The sequence below is a fragment of the Bacillus sp. L_1B0_5 genome (assembly GCF_000836715.1).
GTDB lineage: Bacteria > Bacillota > Bacilli > Bacillales > Bacillaceae_G > Bacillus_A > Bacillus_A thuringiensis_S.
This window is the reverse complement of sequence record NZ_JXIS01000051.1, coordinates 1-17,544: the sequence shown is the minus strand read 5'-3', so window position 1 is coordinate 17,544 and position 17,544 is coordinate 1. Positions and strand designations below refer to the sequence as shown.

Genomic DNA, 17,544 nt, shown 5'->3' with positions numbered 1-17,544 from the left:
TCTCCAAATAATCTTGGGACAGCCTTCTTTTTTCATTACCCTACAAATGTTTGATACAATAAGAAAATATTTAAAATGATAACAAGTGCAGCAATGATCCAAGCGATAAAGGTTGTTATGCGGTGATTAACGAGCGCACCCATAATTTTTTTATTGCTTGTAAACATAATAAGTGGTACTAATGCAAAAGCAATACCGAATGATAAGACGACTTGGCTCATGACTAGAGCGTAAGTTGGATTTACACCTAAAGCGATAATTACTAGTGGTGGAATCATTGTAATAAATCGGCGTAAGTATAACGGAATATGCATTCGAATGAAACCTTGCATAATAATATCACCTGACATTGTACCGACAGAAGAGCTAGATAGTCCTGCTGATAAGAGCCCAATTCCAAATAACGCAGCTGATACAGGACCGACTAAGTTACTAAACTGAGTGTATGCCACATCTAAATCTTCAACGTGCATACCATTTTTAAAGAATAGTGCAGCAGCAACAATTAACATACTCGCATTAATTGCTCCAGCGATAACCATTGCGATAATGATATCAATAAATTCGAAACGGAAAATCTTTTTCTTTTGTTCATCAGTTGTTCCAACCACGCGGCGTTGTGTTAATGCAGAATGCAAGTATATTGCATGCGGCATAACTGTTGCACCTAAAATCCCTGCTGCAAGTAATATACTGTCTACACCTTGGAATTTTGGAATAAATAGTCCTGAAAGAAGGGGACTTAATTCTGGTTTTGCATAAAAAACTTGAATCCCAAAAGCGATTACTACAATGAAAATCATTCCTGTAATAATAGCTTCTAGTGGACGAAATCCTCTACGTTGAAATTCAAGGATAATAAATGATCCGGCTGCTGTAATTAAAGCGGCAGGTAGCATCGGGATTCCAAATAGTAAGTAAAGCCCCAATGCAGCTCCAATAAATTCCGCTAAATCTGTAGCCATAATAACTAGTTCACCTTGTATCCATAAGCCGATAGACACAGGCTTTGGAAAGTTTTCACGAGCTATTTCGGGTAAATTGTTTCCTGTAGCAATTCCTAATTTAGCTGATAAAGTTTGGATTAATACAGCCATTAAGTTAGAAGCGAGTATAACCCATAATAGTAAATATCCATATTGTGAACCAGCTGCGATATTTGTAGCAAAGTTGCCAGGATCAATATAAGCAACGGACGCGATAAAAGCGGGTCCTAAAAATGGTAACAGTCTTTTCCAACCTTTTGTTTCTCCACTTAAAGCTAAGTGGGCTGATTGTACAGTTGTACTTTCAGAAGGGAGATGTTCATCTTTTGTTATATCTTTATTCATAGTAGTTTTCCCCTTTAAAATGTTAACTTGATGAAATTATTGTATTTATTCTTACTCATTATTTCAATACATTTAAATATGTTATGTGATAATTTCATTTGAACACGAAAGTTTCCTTAATGCAAATTATATGCCTTTATGCAATGGATGGTGTGATAATGTAAAATGAATTGGGAGTTTATGGTGTGATGACATGGGGAAACATAGTGAATTAAAGGGCTGTTTTTGAAATTTATGTGAACATAAAGCCGATAATACAGCATATTAATTGATGGAATTGCAATTGTATGATATATAATATATTGGGATTACAACATAACCATAGTGTTATGATGTGTAATCTTGTTTTTTATTTTTGTTAACTGATAGAAAATAGTATAAAGAAAAGAAAATGGGATTCATTTTCTTATTATATATGTTTTGATATGAACGTTAACTTATACATGATTTTAAAAATTAGATAGGTGGTAGAAATACATTGGCAACTACAAAACCATACAGAGTATTACTATATTACATGTACACAACAATTGAAAACCCAGAAGAATTTGCTGCAGAGCATTTAGAATTTTGTAATTCACTTGAATTAAAAGGAAGAATTCTTGTAGCAAAAGAAGGTATTAACGGAACTTGTTCTGGAACTGTAGAGCAAACAGAGAAATACATGGAAGCAATGAATAATGATCCACGTTTTGATGGTATCGTATTTAAAATAGATGAAGAAGAAGGGCATGCATTCAAGAAAATGCACGTACGTCCTCGTCCAGAGTTAGTTACACTTCGTCTAGAAGATGACATTAACCCACACGAAATAACTGGGAAGTATTTAGAGCCAAAAGATTTTTATGAGGCAATGAAACAAGAAGATACAGTTATCATTGATGCACGAAATGATTATGAGTTTGATTTAGGACACTTCAAAGGTGCGATTAAACCTGATATTGAATCATTCCGTGAATTACCAGATTGGATTAGAGAAAACAAAGAAACACTTGAAGGTAAAAAGATTTTAACGTACTGTACAGGTGGAATTCGTTGTGAGAAATTCTCAGGTTGGTTAGTTCGTGAAGGTTATGAAGATGTAAGTCAGCTTCACGGCGGAATTGTAACGTACGGAAAAGATCCAGAAGTACAAGGTGAGCTTTGGGATGGACAATGTTACGTGTTTGATGAGCGTATCGCTGTGCCAGTAAACCAAAAAGAACATATTATCGTTGGTAAAGATCACTTTACAGGTGAACCTTGTGAGCGCTATGTAAACTGTTCAAATCCAGAATGTAATAAGAAAATTTTATGTTCGGAAGAAAACGAAGCGAAACATTTACGTGCATGCTCTCATGAATGTCGTGTAAGCCCACGTAACCGCTATGTAATACAACATGAATTAACTGAAGAACAAGTAGCTGCTGCATTAGAGAAAATCGAAGCAGGGAAGTAAGCTGAATTCGTATAATAAAAAGGGTACTCCAAGTTTTATTTTGGAGCACCCTTTTTTTATTATACAGTCCTGTCATTTGTCGTTTTTTGTCGGTAAGTCGATATATTTAAAAAAATCGCTGATATATTTTGAGTTGCGCTGATATAATCGGAAAATCGCTGATAAAAATTTCATTTACTGCAGCATACCATGTATTTGAAAATAACCTTCTTTAATTTTTATCCTCTTTTTCTTTTACAGCAGACAGTACCGTTTGTTTTACCCAAGCTTTTCTTTGTTTATGCTGTAGACCCCATTGATATAAACTTTGGGCTCCTAAAATAAGTGAAATGACAATGCCGCTAATCGCAATTAATAGAGCGAAAAATTCAAGAGGTGAAGATATTTTGTTTGAATCGGTGTTTCTTAAAAGGTCGATCATAGTAAACCCTAACATTTGGCCCACTACAGAGTAGAGCGTTAAAATTAATAATAAAAGGCTATCTTTTTTAGAGGCGACATTTTCTTGATATTTAAACAAACTATCAAGATTTTGTTTTGCGTTCGAGTATAAAACCTCAATATTAAAAAGTTTTCTTAAGCGGAAGAAAATATCTTCACTTTGTGATTGGGATACTAATTCTAAAGAAAAATAATTAGCGGTGAACGAATTGATCGAATAAATTAATTTCTCTATTTCATTAGTATCTTGTTCAATATTTAGCTCAGCATAGGCGTTTGCCATTTTTAATAAAACAATTTTATGGAATAGGTTTAATAATAAAGCGTAATAAAATTCCCCGTACATTTGACTAGCAAGTTTAGAGATTTCGCGTTCTCCTTCATTTGTTACACATGTAAAAATATGTTCTTCCATTATGAAATAACGATTTGGAGCCCATCTCTGATAAGCATGTTTTTTTAAATATTCATGAATGTAAGGAAGGTTATTTGCGCTTACATATGGTTTACCATCACTTGTTAATCCGGAAAGACTGGAAGTACGATAAACATCCACTTCATTAAGTTCCATACCTTCTTTTAGTGACAATAAAGTTTGAACGTACATTCTTTGGTCTTCAAAGAAAGGGAAGGTTTGAAAGTATGAACTTCTTAATCTCTTCTTTTCAAAGAAATCAGTTACGCCATGAAATAAATAACCAAAAATGAATTTTTCAACTTGGGAATACTTTTTTCCGTTACATTCAATACAAATAGACTCATTTGTATCAGTTTTAGTTTCAAGTACACGGAAGCGAGCAGCGAATTCGATTGCTTCAGATAAAGTCATATTTGGAGCAGTGTTTACTTTTGTTCGAATTGTTAAGAAGCCAAGTTCATAAGGACAAAGTGTTACATCAATAGAGTGTATCTTGAATGGAATTGAAATAAGGTTTGTTGTTAAATGTCCAGTTAAGTTAAGATCCTTTGAATAACGTTGCAAGCCCTTTTGATGCTCTGAGTGAGGAAAGAGAATTTTATTTGTAAATGAAAGATAGTATGCTTCCATATTTTGATGTGAAACTTTAAACTCCCCATAATATGTATTTTCATCATCGAGATGATCGAGCCGAAAAGGACGAAAATCGTTTTTTTGTAAGAAAGGGAACATATCTTGTTCATATCCAGCTTTAAACGAAAACGGGAATATAAATTGAAATATAGCTGTTGCTACACCTTTTTCCTCAATTGCTTGTATTGCCTCCATCTACATTGTTTCCTTTCCATATATACTATAGAAACAACATGCCCAAATTTATTTGAAAATAACCACTGTTTTATACTTGTTTAAGAGTGAAAATTCAGCTTGTTTAGCAGGGAACATGTATAATGTTATGTATACTAAAAGTTATAAAATTGTATTTTAAAAAGGGGGATGCTGTATGCGGATTTTAGTATTAGGCGCTGGTGGAGTCGGAGGATTTTTTGGTGGCAGATTAGTCGAGAAGGGAGAAGATGTTACGTTTCTTGTTCGTAGTAACCGGAAAAAACAATTAGAGGAAAAAGGACTTGTAATCCGAAGTGTTAACGGAGATTTTACCTTCCAACCGAAATTAATAACGAAAGAAGAGAGAACTTCTCAATTTGATGTTATTTTATTTTCAACAAAAGCGTATCACTTAAACGAGGCTATTCAAGATTTGAAGCCGTTTGTTGGCGATAATACTGTAATCATTCCATTGTTAAATGGTATCGCTCATTTATCACTACTACAAAAAGAATTCGGCGAAGAAAAAGTAATTGGCGGTTTATGCTTTATCGAGACGACGTTAAACGATCAAGGAGAAATTGTACAAACTAGCGCTGCCAACAGACTTGTGTTTGGAGAAATTAAGTCTCAAAATTCAGAGAGAGTAAAGCATATTTCTAAAGCATTTTCAGGTACGAAGTCTAGTTTTGTTTTAAGTGAAAATATTACGCAAGATATGTGGCATAAATATTTATTTATTACTGTAATGTCAGGTGTAACAACGTTAATGCGTGCACCAATTGGACCAATCCGTGAAAGTGAAGGCGGCCGTGATTTTATCCGTAATGTGTTTGAGGAATCTGTACAAATCATGAGAGTATTAGGAGCTCCGGTAAAGGAAAATATTGTCCAGGAACATATGAAAACGATTGATACAATTTCGTATGATATGAAGTCATCGATGCAGCGTGATATGGAAAAGGGTTCGTTTATTGAAGGGAAGCACTTGCAAGGATATTTACTGGATGTAGCAGAGAAATTTTCTATAGCGGCACCATTATTAGGAACTATATATCAAAATTTAAAGGTGTATGAAGAGATGACCTTTAACAAATCTGTAATAGAATTAGATGTATGAAAAAATAAAAAAGATAGCAATATATAAGTGTATTGCTATCTTTTTTATTTTTTTGTATGACAAATTATTTATTTCTTTTCGTTCTATCTGTCAAATTTATTTCCTGTTCACGTTTACCATATAACTGATTAATTTCATTTGCTACTGCATCTAAATATGAATCGGAAAAAATAGGCTTCTTTTCTTTAGACATATGGGTCTCCTTTGCGGATTTTTAATATTCATTATGTATATTTCTCAGCGGATTATGCGCAATCATTTTAATTTTTTTCTTATTAAAAATTTTTGTTTACTTTTTGAAAATAAAGGAGTATTATAATCCACAGTTTCAATTTTCTAAATCGCTGAAACCGCATGGTACGGGGGACCCGTTTTTACGGATTAGTACATAATCCGATGGGGTGAATCCTTGAAAAAGGTAGGGCTACTCATAGGCCCGAATCCGACAGCTAACCTCGTAAGCGTTATATTGAGAAGGAAGGTGGAGCTTGTGCGACAAAAAAAATAATGTCTACAAGTCTATTTCGCTATGGCTTGTAGACATTTTTTGTTTTCTGAAGAAATCGTTTACTTGCTGTAAAAAGCAGAAAAGTTCGTACAAAATTATTGGAGAGTGGACAGCATTGGTTTCATCTATTAAAAGATTTTTAATTGGAAGACCGTTAAAATCAACAGAGCTTGGAGAACAAAAGCTTAATAAAACGAAAGCTTTAGCTATTTTATCTTCTGATGCATTGTCATCAGTTGCTTACGGTCCAGAGCAAATTTTAATTGCTTTAGCAGGTGTGGGAGCGATCGCTTATTGGTATTCCATTCCGATCGCTGTTGGGGTATTAGTATTATTGACAGCCCTTATTTTATCTTATCGTCAAATTATTTTTGCTTATCCGCATGGCGGGGGAGCGTATGTTGTATCAAAAGAAAATTTAGGGATGAATCCAGGCTTAATTGCTGGAGGATCTTTATTAGTCGACTATATTTTAACTGTTGCGGTAAGTGTATCTGCAGGTACAGATGCGCTAACATCTGCTTTTCCTAGTTTACATGCACATAATGTAATCATTGCGATTATATTTGTTATATTTATTACGATCTTAAATTTAAGAGGAGTAACGGAATCAGCTTCCGTTTTAGCATATCCTGTTTATTTATTTGTTTTAGCACTATTTATATTAATTGGTGTAGGCATATATAATATTTTGACTGGTCACGTTTCGCAGGCTTTACACACGCCGATCGGAACGCCGGTTGCGGGCATTAGTTTGTTTTTACTGTTAAGAGCATTTGCATCAGGTAGTTCTGCTTTAACAGGTGTTGAAGCAATTTCAAATGCAATTCCGAACTTTAAAGATCCTGCGCCAAACAATGCTGCAAAAACATTGCTTGCAATGGGTGCATTACTTGCTGTGTTATTTTCAGGAATTGTATTTTTAGCTTATTATTACGGAGTGACGCCGAGTAAAGAAGTAACAGTTGTTTCTCAAATTGCTGAACAAACATTTGGACGTAATTTCATGTACTATTTCATACAAGGTACAACAGCTTTAATATTAATTCTCGCAGCTAATACAGGCTATTCTGCATTTCCTTTATTAGCGGTTAACCTCGCAAAAGATAAATTCATACCGAGAATGTTTACGATTAGAGGAGACCGTCTAGGTTACTCAAACGGTATTATAATACTTGGAGTTGCTTCGATTATTTTAATTGTAGCTTTCCAAGGACAAACAGAACATTTAATTCCGTTATATGCAGTAGGTGTATTTATTCCATTTACACTTTCTCAAACAGGGATGGTATTAAAGTGGCTTCGTGAAAAACCTGAAGGATGGGCTTTAAAATTAACGGTTAATTTAATTGGTGCAGTTATTAGTTTTATCGTAATGAGCATGTTCTTTTTAACTAAATTTGCACAAGTTTGGTCGATTCTTATTTTCTTACCTGCTATTATCTTCTTGTTTCATCGAATTAAGAAGCATTATGATGCAGTGGGTGATCAATTAAGTTTAAAAACTTGTGAACCTCTTATTCCAATTGAGGGGAATGTAATTGTCGTTCCTGTAGCAGGTATGACGCATGTAGTAGAAAATTCATTGAACTATGCGAAATCTCTTTCTGCAGATCAAGTTATCGCTGTATATGTTGCTTTTGACAGAGAAGAGGAAAAGAAATTTGAAGAGAAATGGAAGGTGTGGCAACCTGAAGTAAGGCTTGTTACATTACATTCTCATTATAGAAGTATTATTCAGCCGCTAACGAAATTCATTGATACAGTGCAGTATAAGGCAAGTGAATCGAATTACCGCGTTACGGTCGTTATACCACAGTTCATTCCGAAAAAAGGTTGGCATAACATTCTTCATAATCAATCCAGTTTACTCATACGTGCGTATTTACTTTATAAAAGAAATGTTGTTATTACGACAGTTCCATATCATTTGAAAAAATAAGAAGATTTTTGAAGGATAGCTTCGTGAAAATGAAGCTATCCTTTTTGTGTATATCCTATGCATAATTGCATATGGGTTTAAAAATTATATCGATATAATTTTATCGGTTATTTGCAAGTAGTGTTTTCTGTGGTGATATGTAGATATTTCAATCGATAAAGTGAATCGGATTATATTTTGAAATAAGGACATGAAAGCTTGAAAATAAAGGGAATGAAAATACTTCTTTACGTTATATAAACAGCTGTGTTTAAATGACCTTACAGTACAAAACATATATGAAAACAAAACGAAATTTCATATTTACGCATGTTGTTTAGTTTAAAATGAATAATATTTTTACGTAATATATTCACTATGTGAATGTGGGAATTTCGATGGAATAGAAAATTTATACAATGTTATTCATACTAAACACATATGAAAAATAATAAAATGTTTTGTGACGATAAGTAAGTACTGTAGCAATACGAGAGAGGTGGTTCATACATGGATCGCGGTGAGAACGTTCTCTATTTTAACCATCTCAAATTATGGGCAAGAAAATAGAATAATAAAATGCGATAGTAATAGTTGCTAATATATAGGAGGAGTTAAAGTGAAAAAGACTTTAATTACAGGGTTATTGGTTACAGCAGTATCTACGAGTTGCTTCATTCCTGTAAGCGCTTACGCCAAGGAGGGGCAAACAGAAGTGAAAACAGTATATGCGCAAAATGTAATTGCTCCAAATACATTATCCAATTCAATTAGAATGTTAGGATCACAATCACCGCTTATTCAAGCATACGGATTAATTATTTTGCAACAGCCAGACATTAAGGTAAATGCGATGAGTAGCTTAACGAATCATCAAAAGTTTGCAAAGGCGAATGTACGAGAATGGATTGATGAATATAATCCGAAGCTAATTGACTTAAATCAAGAAATGATGAGATACAGCACTAGATTTAATAGCTATTATAGTAAGCTCTATGAACTAGCAGGAAACGTAAATGAAGATCAGCAAGCAAAAGCAGATTTTATGAGTGCATATGGAAAATTACAATTGCAAGTACAAAGCATCCAAGAGAGTATGGAGCAAGATTTATTAGAGTTAAATCGATTTAAAACAGTATTAGACAAAGATAGTAACAACTTATCAATTAAAGCCGATGAAGCAATAAAAACACTGCAAAGATCAAGTGGAGATATTGTGAAATTAAGAGAAGATATTAAAAGAATTCAAGGGGAAATTCAAGCTGAACTAACTACTATTTTGAATAGACCTCAAGAAATCATTAAAGGTTCTATTAATATCGGTAAACAAGTATTTACAATCACAAATCAAACTGCACAAACGAAAACAATCGATTTTGTTTCTATCGGTACTTTAAGTAATGAAATTGTAAATGCTGCAGATAGTCAAACGAGAGAAGCAGCTCTTCGCATTCAACAAAAGCAAAAAGAGTTATTGCCACTTATTCAAAAGTTATCACAAACTGAAGCAGAGGCGACTCAAATTACATTCGTTGAAGATCAAGTAAATAGCTTTACAGAATTAATTGATCGTCAAATTACAACTTTAGAAACGTTATTAACGGATTGGAAAGTTTTAAATAATAATATGATTCAAATTCAAAAGAATGTTGAAGAAGGCACGTATACAGACAGTAGTTTACTTCAAAAACATTTCAATCAAATTAAAAAAGTAAGTGATGAAATGAATAAACAAACAAATCAATTTGAAGATTACGTTACAAACGTTGAAGTACATTAAGCAGAAAAATAATTAGCGATATAGGGAGAGAAGAAAAATGACAAAAAAACCATATAAAGTAATGGCTCTATCAGCACTTATGGCAGTATTTGCAGCAGGAAACATTATGCCAGCCCATACGTATGCAGCTGAAAGCACAGTGAAACAAGCTCCAGTTCATGCGGTAGCAAAAGCTTATAATGACTATGAAGAATACTCATTAGGACCAGAAGGCTTAAAAGATGCAATGGAAAGAACAGGTTCAAATGCTTTAGTAATGGATCTGTATGCTTTAACAATTATTAAACAAGGTAATGTTAACTTTGGAAATGTATCGTCTGTTGATGCGGCTTTAAAAGGAAAAGTCATTCAGCATCAAGATACAGCGAGAGGAAATGCGAAGCAATGGTTAGATGTATTAAAACCACAGCTTATTTCAACGAATCAAAATATCATTAACTACAATACGAAATTCCAAAACTATTATGATACTTTAGTTGCTGCAGTTGATGCAAAGGATAAAGCAACTCTTACGAAAGGCTTAACTAGATTATCAAGTAGTATTAATGAAAATAAAGCGCAAGTGGATCAGTTAGTAGAAGACTTGAAGAAATTCCGAAATAAAATGACTTCGGATACGCAAAACTTCAAGGGTGATGCAAATCAAATTACATCTATATTAGCTAGTCAAGATGCAGGAATTCCGCTTCTGCAAAATCAAATTACAACGTACAATGAAGCAATTAGTAAATATAATGCAATTATTATCGGTTCATCTGTTGCGACAGCTCTAGGACCAATTGCAATTATCGGTGGTGCAGTAGTTATTGCTACGGGCGCAGGAACACCGCTAGGAGTAGCATTAATTGCAGGTGGCGCAGCAGCTGTAGGCGGTGGTACAGCTGGAATCGTATTAGCGAAGAAAGAGCTTGATAATGCACAAGCAGAAATTCAAAAGATAACAGGACAAGTTACAACTGCGCAATTAGAAGTAGCAGGATTAACGAACATTAAAACACAAACAGAGTATTTAACAAATACAATTGATACTGCAATTACAGCGTTACAAAATATTTCAAACCAATGGTACACAATGGGATCAAAATACAATTCTTTACTTCAAAATGTAGATTCTATTAGTCCAAACGACCTAGTTTTCATTAAAGAAGATTTAAACATTGCGAAAGATAGCTGGAAAAACATTAAAGACTATGCAGAAAAGATTTATGCGGAAGATATTAAAGTAGTAGATACGAAAAAAGCATAATCGAATACGAATTGTTAGAGCGTTAAGTGTTGATGAATGATTTGAAGCTCCTGTTCAGTTGTGAGCAGGAGCTTTTGATATCCTTATAAGGAGAATAGGTGAAAAATATGCAGAAAAGTTTTTATAAAAAATGCCTTTTAACGTTAATGATTGCTGGGGTGGCAACGAGTAACGCATTTCCTTTACATCCTTTTGCAGCAGAACAAAACGTAAAAACATTGCAAGAAAGTGCGCAAAATTATTCTCTAGGGCCAGCTGGATTCCAAGACGTTATGGCGCAAACGACATCGAGCATATTTGCAATGGATTCATATGCAAAATTAATTCAAAATCAGCAAGAGACAGATTTAAGTAAAATAAGTTCGATTAATAGTGAATTTAAAGGGAATATGATTCAGCATCAAAGAGATGCAAAAGTTAATGCAGCATATTGGTTAAATAATATGAAGCCTCAAATTATGAAAACGGATCAAAATATTATAAATTACAATAATACTTTTCAATCGTATTATAATGACATGTTAATAGCGATTGATCAAAAGGATAGCGGAAAATTAAAAGCGGATTTAGAAAAGTTGTATGCGGATATTGTAAAGAATCAAAATGAGGTAGATGGATTATTAGGAAATTTGAAAGCTTTTCGCGATAGAATGGCGAAAGATACAAATAGTTTCAAAGAGGATACAAATCAGTTAACAGCGATATTGGCAAGTACGAATGCTGGTATTCCAGCTCTAGAGCAACAAATAAATACATATAACGATTCGATTAAAAAGAGTAATGATATGGTCATTGCTGGTGGCGTACTTTGCGTAGCTCTAATAACATGTCTTGCTGGCGGGCCGATGATTGCGGTTGCGAAAAAAGATATCGCAAATGCAGAAAGAGAAATCGCTAATTTAAAAGATAGAATTTCAGGAGCACAAGCAGAAGTCTTAATTTTGACTGATGTAAAAAATAAAACAACAAACATGACAGAAACAATTGATGCAGCAATTACAGCACTACAAAACATATCAAATCAATGGTATACAGTAGGTGCAAAATATAATAATTTACTACAAAACGTAAAAGGAATTACTCCAGAAGAGTTTACGTTTATAAAAGAAGATTTACATACAGCGAAAGATAGCTGGAAAGATGTAAAGGATTATACAGAAAAATTACATGAAGGTGTGGCAAAGTAAACAGTGGACTAGTTCTGCTGTTTATTTTTTTATCCTGTTTTTTGTGAGAGTTGAACTTGCAATTATATATAAGTTTGTCATGTGTTTTATCCATGTGTGTATAAAAATCTTTTTGTTATCGCTCCCTTTGATAGAATCCATTTTCATATGGTTTTTTTTACCGAATTTTTTAAAAATTAAATTTTATGGCTTGATAATTCATTTGAAATGATTTAATCTTATGTCAAATGATATGTTTATCTATCAAAAATGCTTTTGTAAAGATAAAGGAGTGATTGAGAATGTTAAACGCCCTATTGATGGTAAGTCTTTAGGTACAGCAGCATTGAAAAGATTGGGAAGAAATGAGTGAGCTTTCACAATAAAGAACTCTATAACTTTATGTAGTGTTTGATACCCTTCGATTAGATTTTTTGAAAAACAAATCAATATTAATTGAATCAAAGTTTAAAAATTAAATATATGAGTAGTAGAAAAAATCCATTAGTTGTTATCATGTTCTAATAAAAAATGGGAAATGGAAATTCTGAGAAAACCTGTTCAGAAAGTAAGTTAGTGAGGGGAATTCAAAACCAATTTAATAAAAGCGAGGTAAATAATATGACTTTTGAAGAAAAATTACAAGCATATGCAGAACTTACGGTGAAAATCGGTGTCAATATTCAACCAGGGCAATACTTATTAGTCAATACATCAGTGGATGCATTGGATTTCGCCCGTATAATTGTGAAAGAGGCTTATAAGGCTGGGGCAGGGCGTGTTCATGTTAATTTTTCGGATGAAGAAATGGAACGTGCTTACTTTGATTATGCCTCAGATGAAGAATTTAATCGCTTCCCAGAGTGGATAGTCAAAATGAATGATGAGCTGATCGAACGTAAAGGAGCACTATTAATGATAGATGCTACAGATCCTGATAAATTTACAGGTATTTCATCTGATCGCCTAGCTACCTATCAAAAGGTAGCAGGAGCTGCTCTGAGAAACAATCGCAACGCCGTAATGAAGGATTCAATAGCTTGGTCGATGGTAGCAGTTCCTTCACCAAAGTGGGCATCGAAGGTGTTCCCAGGTTTAGCAACTGAGGATCAAGTACCAGCATTATGGGAGGCTATTTTTAAAGCTGTTCGTATTGGTGACGGCAGTGCTATTGAAAAATGGCGTGAACATGTAACAAATTTAGAATCTCGTGCGGTCCTACTGAACGATAAAAAATATATGAAGCTTCACTATACAGCGCCAGGTACTGATTTAACAATTGCATTAGCACCACAGCATAAATGGGTTACTGGAGGTGGTAAAACTCCTGATGATACTATCTTTATGGCTAATATGCCGACAGAAGAGGTTTATACGTTACCGATGAAACAAGGTGTAAATGGCTATGTAAGCAATACAAAACCATTAGTTTATCAAGGGAATATTATCGATGGCTTTAAACTGACATTTGAAGAAGGAAAAATTGTTAAAGCTGAAGCACAGGTAGGACATGATTTATTACAGGAGCTTATTAATGTGGATGAAGGCTCTTGCTATTTAGGTGAAGTAGCACTTGTACCACATGAATCACCGATTTCAGCATCGGGAATTTTATATTTTAATACATTGTTTGATGAAAATGCATCGAACCATTTAGCGATTGGTAAAGCTTATCCAACTTGCTTAGAGGATGGAAGAGATTTAGAAAACGATCAGCTTGAAACGTTAGGGGCAAATATTTCAATAACACATGAGGACTTTATGATTGGCAGCAGTGAGATGGATATCGATGGTATTCTACCAGATGGAAATGTAGAACCAATTTTCCGTAAAGGTAGCTGGGCATTTTAAGTTTTTAATTTGAATAAAGGAGTAGAGTGGATGCAACGGTTACTAAGCATAATTGGTGCAACTATATAGGTGTTTCATCTGCTTTTGCTTAGGCTGAAAACTACCTCTTTAATTAGAAGTAAAATGCATGCAAAGGAGATAGGCCAATGAATTTCTGGGAAGTTGTTTTGATAGTAGTGAATTTTAGTCTATTGAGTTGGATACTGTTAATAGGCAGAGAAACGAAAAAGTGGTCTAAATTAGCTACTTTGATTGCCGTTGTAATGGTTACAGTTCAGTTATTGGCAGAAGGTTTTAGGTGGCAGATGATTCCGGCATATGTATCCCCAGTTATCTTAATTTTATGCTATTTATTAACTGGGCGGAAAAAGGGCTTTAGAAGTTCGGGTATATTCATAGTTAAGACTTCGTTACTATGTATCTATTTGTCTGTAGCAGTTGCGCTACCCTTACTTATGCCAGTATTTTCATTTGAAGAACCAACTGGTCCACATAGGGTCGGTACGAAGCTATATCATTGGGTTGATCATCAGAGAAATGAACCATATTCGAAAAATCCAAACGATCGGCGCGAACTGATGGTGCAAATTTGGTATCCTGCAGCTGAAAAAAGCAAGGGGGATCCAGAACCTTATATTCGTAACATAAATGAGCTCTCCAAGGGATTGGAAAAAACATTGTCTATTCCTGCATTTGCATTCAGCCACATGGAATTGGTAAAGTCTCATTCGTTTATGGATTTACAACTCTCAGACTCAGAGAATCACTATCCCATATTACTCTTCTCTCATGGTTTTAATGGTTTTCGTAATCAAAACACGTTTCAAGTTGAGGAGTTGGCTAGTCAAGGATATATTGTTCTAAGTATCGATCATACCTTTGATGCTGCAGCTACCGTCTTTCCAGGTGGTCGAACTGCTTACGTGCAGCCCATCAATTTAACTGATGAAGGAGATAGCCACATAAAATTATGGGAGGAAGATGTCAGCTTTGTCCTCAATCAGATAGAGAAACTTAACGAAAACGATGAGACCGGTTTCTTTACAGGAAGACTGGATACCTCGCGAATTGGAATGTTTGGCCACTCTTACGGTGGAGCTACCGCAGCACAAATACTTGCAAAAGATTCTCGTGTCAAAGCAGCTATCAATATGGATGGTACATTGTATGGTGAAATTTTGCCTGAAAGTGGCATTGGAAAACCATTTCTGCTCATGAGTGCAGAAGAGCCTGATGAAGCAGATCCCTTTGAAGTGAGGGAGCGATACGGACGTGGGTTAGCTGGTGGTGGTATGTCAATGGTCATTCCTCATACGGATCATACAAGCTTTACCGATTTACATTTGTTCTCACCTCTGTTGCAGAGCCCAGGTGAAAATCCAAAGGAAGTTCATCGTATTATTAACGAATTCAGCCTGGCATTTTTTGACCAGTATGTAAAACAGAAGGATGACGGCTCAACCCTTAAAAGGCTGATGACCAAATACCCGGAAGTGAATTTTAAAGTAAACCGATAACTTTATGCAGAAAGTAACTTCATTATAAAATATTCAATAATTAAATGAAGTGCAAACGGATTTAATAAAAGTAGAAAAATTACTGTAATTATTAATTCGTCATAAAAATAGTTAAAAAAACCAGATAAGGTAATCATTTTTTCTACTAAGAAAGCGATTCGTACCATTTCCTTTGGCTCTTGTATTTATTACATTAAAGAATTTAATTTCTTCATCGTTATCTAAATAATGAAATGCTAAAAATGAAACATTCAAAGTGCTATCAGTTTCAGTAATATAATTCTTTTTGAAAAGCTACATTCAGCAGCTGGACACTTTATTTGAGATTGTTTATTATAATATCAAATGATATATTCATCTATCAAAAATGACGACTTTATACAGAAAAAGGGAGAGATTGACGATGAAGAAAGACTTGTCAGCGTTGAAGGAAGCGAGATTTAATGCAATTCTTGATTCAGCTACTATATTGCTTGTTGAAAATCCTACTGCTTCGATGAATGAAATTGCGGAATATGCGGGAATTGGAATTGCTACACTCCATCGCTACGTCGAAAGCAGGGAGAAATTGATGCTGTTCTTGGGCCATCGGGCTATACAAATGGTAAGTGATACTGTAAACCAGATTCCACTGGATGAGGAAAGAAGTGAAAACTATATCCCGGAACTCATTGAAGCGTTAATCCCTTTAGGTGACAAAATCTATTTTCTAGGTCATGATGCATCTGTATTTAACAACAAAGAATTAGGTGAAGCAGAAGAGAAGCTGAGGGAACCCTTAAGACGCGTTATTGAATTGCTACAACAAAGAGGTTACTTTCAGCAAACAGTTAGCAGCGAATGGATTTTGAATACGCTTTATGCTCTGCTTTTCCATACCTGGGAACAGGTACATGAAGGAAATGTGGCTAAAAAATCTGCTGCAGAGCTTGTTTTAAATACATTTTATTATGGTTTCAAAGCTAAGGATGAATTGAGAGGGAAGTGAACTGAACTGATTCAAATCCATGATAATTAATATTAATAATATAGAAAGTGAAAAGGAGCAATAGGATAATGAATAAAATCTCTATTGTAAAGGCTGTTCATCAATCCATGGTCGGCGCCCAGCTAAATGTAATGGCATTGGAATACATGGCGTTTCCACTTGCAGGATCTGAGGAGAAGAACACAGTCGATTGGACATTTTGTAAGCTATGGCGGCAGGAGAACAACCGTTTCAGTCATCAATACGCTTATGAAGCTCAAATGGATGGGAAAACTTTAGGGATGATTACTTGCTATCCCATACCCGTTTTAAATCGTCTTGCCTGGCCCACTTTTAAACAGCTGCTTTCGTTCCGAAAGCTGGGTTTTGTTGTTTATAACATACTGAATATCAAAATGCTTTATTCCATGTTTACCTTGAAGGAGGGAGAAGATGACGAGTTTCACATCGGAACAATTGCCTTACTGCCCGAAAGTCGAGGACTAGGGATAGGTACCAGACTAATTGAGTTTGCTGAGGAACAAGCTTCGCTGCAAGGCTTTGCCAAATGCTCTCTGACGGTAAAGAAAGAGAACCAACTTGCCATTAAATTGTATCAGAGGATAGGATACCAGATTACAGGTGAAATCAATAAACCAAAGTTATCGTTGTACAGAATGGTCAAAAACGTAGAACCTTACAACCATTTATAAAAAATTTGTACAGTATTAGAGGGTACCACCACATGCCCATAAACTTAAGGATTCAAAATTACCCCAAAGTAAAAAATGTAAATTTTGTACAAGTTAACACAAAATTTTAGCTTGATAGTGATGGGATGGGGCCTCTATATAAAAAAACACAGTTTACACTCAAACTGTGTTTTTTCGACGTATAATGATTTATCAACATTTCTTTTTATTCTTTAAAATCAGCAACAGAACCAGGCCTCTCCTCAAAGTATAAATTCCAAGGGAGGAACCGTTTTTTTATTTACTTATATACGTACAGC

14 protein-coding genes and 1 riboswitch are annotated in these 17,544 nt (G+C 34.6%); of the genes, 10 read left to right on the top strand and 4 right to left on the bottom strand.

Features of this window, described 5'->3' with window-relative positions; translation table 11 throughout:
• Nucleotides 1-35: 35 nt before the first annotated feature.
• A complete protein-coding gene (locus RT27_RS17735) occupies nt 36-1,331 on the bottom strand; it encodes an Nramp family divalent metal transporter (protein ID WP_029441990.1) in 1,296 nt (431 codons plus the stop codon).
• 478 nt (nt 1,332-1,809) lie between these two features.
• Here RT27_RS17735 and RT27_RS17730 point away from each other — a divergent pair, with 478 nt between their 5' ends.
• Complete coding sequence (locus RT27_RS17730) at nt 1,810-2,769, top strand: rhodanese-related sulfurtransferase (protein ID WP_043936834.1); 960 nt, start codon at nt 1,810-1,812, stop codon at nt 2,767-2,769.
• 211 nt (nt 2,770-2,980) lie between these two features.
• Here the strand turns inward: RT27_RS17730 and RT27_RS17725 are convergent, their stop codons facing one another.
• Complete coding sequence (locus RT27_RS17725; protein WP_029441992.1) at nt 2,981-4,456, bottom strand: hypothetical protein; 1,476 nt, start codon at nt 4,454-4,456, stop codon at nt 2,981-2,983.
• Nucleotides 4,457-4,631: 175 nt separating this feature from the next.
• Here RT27_RS17725 and panE point away from each other — a divergent pair, with 175 nt between their 5' ends.
• Nucleotides 4,632-5,576: a 2-dehydropantoate 2-reductase gene (panE, locus tag RT27_RS17720; protein WP_029441993.1), complete on the top strand. Its 945-nt coding sequence runs from the start codon at nt 4,632-4,634 to the stop codon at nt 5,574-5,576.
• Nucleotides 5,577-5,640: 64 nt separating this feature from the next.
• On the opposite strand, the gene RT27_RS36120 is transcribed toward panE, so the two are convergent.
• On the bottom strand, nt 5,641-5,769 hold the full coding sequence (locus RT27_RS36120; protein ID WP_000031873.1) for a hypothetical protein: 129 nt from the start codon (nt 5,767-5,769) through the stop codon (nt 5,641-5,643).
• Nucleotides 5,770-5,908: 139 nt separating this feature from the next.
• Nucleotides 5,909-6,055, top strand: a riboswitch (cyclic di-AMP (ydaO/yuaA leader).
• Nucleotides 6,056-6,199: 144 nt separating this feature from the next.
• Between RT27_RS36120 and RT27_RS17710 the strand changes: the two genes are divergently transcribed.
• The 6 genes from RT27_RS17710 to RT27_RS17685 all read left to right on the top strand — a co-directional run bounded on the left by RT27_RS17710 (nt 6,200) and on the right by RT27_RS17685 (nt 15,565).
• A complete protein-coding gene (locus RT27_RS17710) occupies nt 6,200-8,026 on the top strand; it encodes an APC family permease (protein ID WP_016082062.1) in 1,827 nt (608 codons plus the stop codon).
• A 598-nt stretch (nt 8,027-8,624) separates the two neighbouring features.
• On the top strand, nt 8,625-9,785 hold the full coding sequence (gene nheA / locus RT27_RS17705; protein WP_043936832.1) for a non-hemolytic enterotoxin NHE subunit A: 1,161 nt from the start codon (nt 8,625-8,627) through the stop codon (nt 9,783-9,785).
• A 37-nt stretch (nt 9,786-9,822) separates the two neighbouring features.
• Nucleotides 9,823-11,031 carry a non-hemolytic enterotoxin NHE subunit B gene (nheB, locus tag RT27_RS17700; RefSeq protein WP_000162968.1) on the top strand — a complete coding sequence of 403 codons (1,209 nt, stop codon included), beginning with the start codon at nt 9,823-9,825 and terminating at the stop codon, nt 11,029-11,031.
• 107 nt (nt 11,032-11,138) lie between these two features.
• Nucleotides 11,139-12,218, top strand: coding sequence for a non-hemolytic enterotoxin NHE subunit C (nheC, locus tag RT27_RS17695; protein WP_043936928.1), 1,080 nt, complete (start codon nt 11,139-11,141; stop codon nt 12,216-12,218).
• 600 nt (nt 12,219-12,818) lie between these two features.
• Complete coding sequence (locus tag RT27_RS17690) at nt 12,819-14,048, top strand: aminopeptidase (protein WP_043936829.1); 1,230 nt, start codon at nt 12,819-12,821, stop codon at nt 14,046-14,048.
• Nucleotides 14,049-14,194: 146 nt separating this feature from the next.
• Nucleotides 14,195-15,565 (top strand): carboxylic ester hydrolase, encoded by a 1,371-nt coding sequence (locus tag RT27_RS17685; RefSeq protein WP_043936827.1) that lies wholly within the window; start codon nt 14,195-14,197, stop codon nt 15,563-15,565.
• 2 nt (nt 15,566-15,567) lie between these two features.
• On the opposite strand, the gene RT27_RS35275 is transcribed toward RT27_RS17685, so the two are convergent.
• The gene (locus RT27_RS35275) at nt 15,568-15,732 is read right to left on the bottom strand and encodes a hypothetical protein (RefSeq protein WP_016082058.1); all 165 of its coding nucleotides are present in this window, start codon (nt 15,730-15,732) and stop codon (nt 15,568-15,570) included.
• A 236-nt stretch (nt 15,733-15,968) separates the two neighbouring features.
• Between RT27_RS35275 and RT27_RS17680 the strand changes: the two genes are divergently transcribed.
• Both RT27_RS17680 and RT27_RS17675 read left to right on the top strand, forming a co-directional pair.
• On the top strand, nt 15,969-16,553 hold the full coding sequence (locus tag RT27_RS17680; protein WP_043936825.1) for a TetR/AcrR family transcriptional regulator: 585 nt from the start codon (nt 15,969-15,971) through the stop codon (nt 16,551-16,553).
• A 68-nt stretch (nt 16,554-16,621) separates the two neighbouring features.
• A complete protein-coding gene (locus RT27_RS17675; RefSeq protein WP_001033856.1) occupies nt 16,622-17,245 on the top strand; it encodes an N-acetyltransferase in 624 nt (207 codons plus the stop codon).
• Nucleotides 17,246-17,544: the final 299 nt, after the last annotated feature.

Bases quoted from the DNA above. Each gene is read 5' to 3' on its own strand.
- nheC (WP_043936928.1), top strand. From the start codon at position 11,139: ATGCAGAAAAGTTTTTATAAAAAATGCCTTTTAACGTTAATGATTGCT.
- RT27_RS17675 (WP_001033856.1), top strand. From the start codon at position 16,622: ATGAATAAAATCTCTATTGTAAAGGCTGTTCATCAATCCATGGTCGGC.
- panE (WP_029441993.1), top strand. From the start codon at position 4,632: ATGCGGATTTTAGTATTAGGCGCTGGTGGAGTCGGAGGATTTTTTGGT.
- RT27_RS35275 (WP_016082058.1), bottom strand. From the start codon at position 15,732: ATGGTACGAATCGCTTTCTTAGTAGAAAAAATGATTACCTTATCTGGT.
- RT27_RS17685 (WP_043936827.1), top strand. From the start codon at position 14,195: ATGAATTTCTGGGAAGTTGTTTTGATAGTAGTGAATTTTAGTCTATTG.
- RT27_RS36120 (WP_000031873.1), bottom strand. From the start codon at position 5,769: ATGTCTAAAGAAAAGAAGCCTATTTTTTCCGATTCATATTTAGATGCA.
- RT27_RS17735 (WP_029441990.1), bottom strand. From the start codon at position 1,331: ATGAATAAAGATATAACAAAAGATGAACATCTCCCTTCTGAAAGTACA.
- RT27_RS17725 (WP_029441992.1), bottom strand. From the start codon at position 4,456: ATGGAGGCAATACAAGCAATTGAGGAAAAAGGTGTAGCAACAGCTATA.
- RT27_RS17690 (WP_043936829.1), top strand. From the start codon at position 12,819: ATGACTTTTGAAGAAAAATTACAAGCATATGCAGAACTTACGGTGAAA.
- RT27_RS17680 (WP_043936825.1), top strand. From the start codon at position 15,969: ATGAAGAAAGACTTGTCAGCGTTGAAGGAAGCGAGATTTAATGCAATT.
- nheB (WP_000162968.1), top strand. From the start codon at position 9,823: ATGACAAAAAAACCATATAAAGTAATGGCTCTATCAGCACTTATGGCA.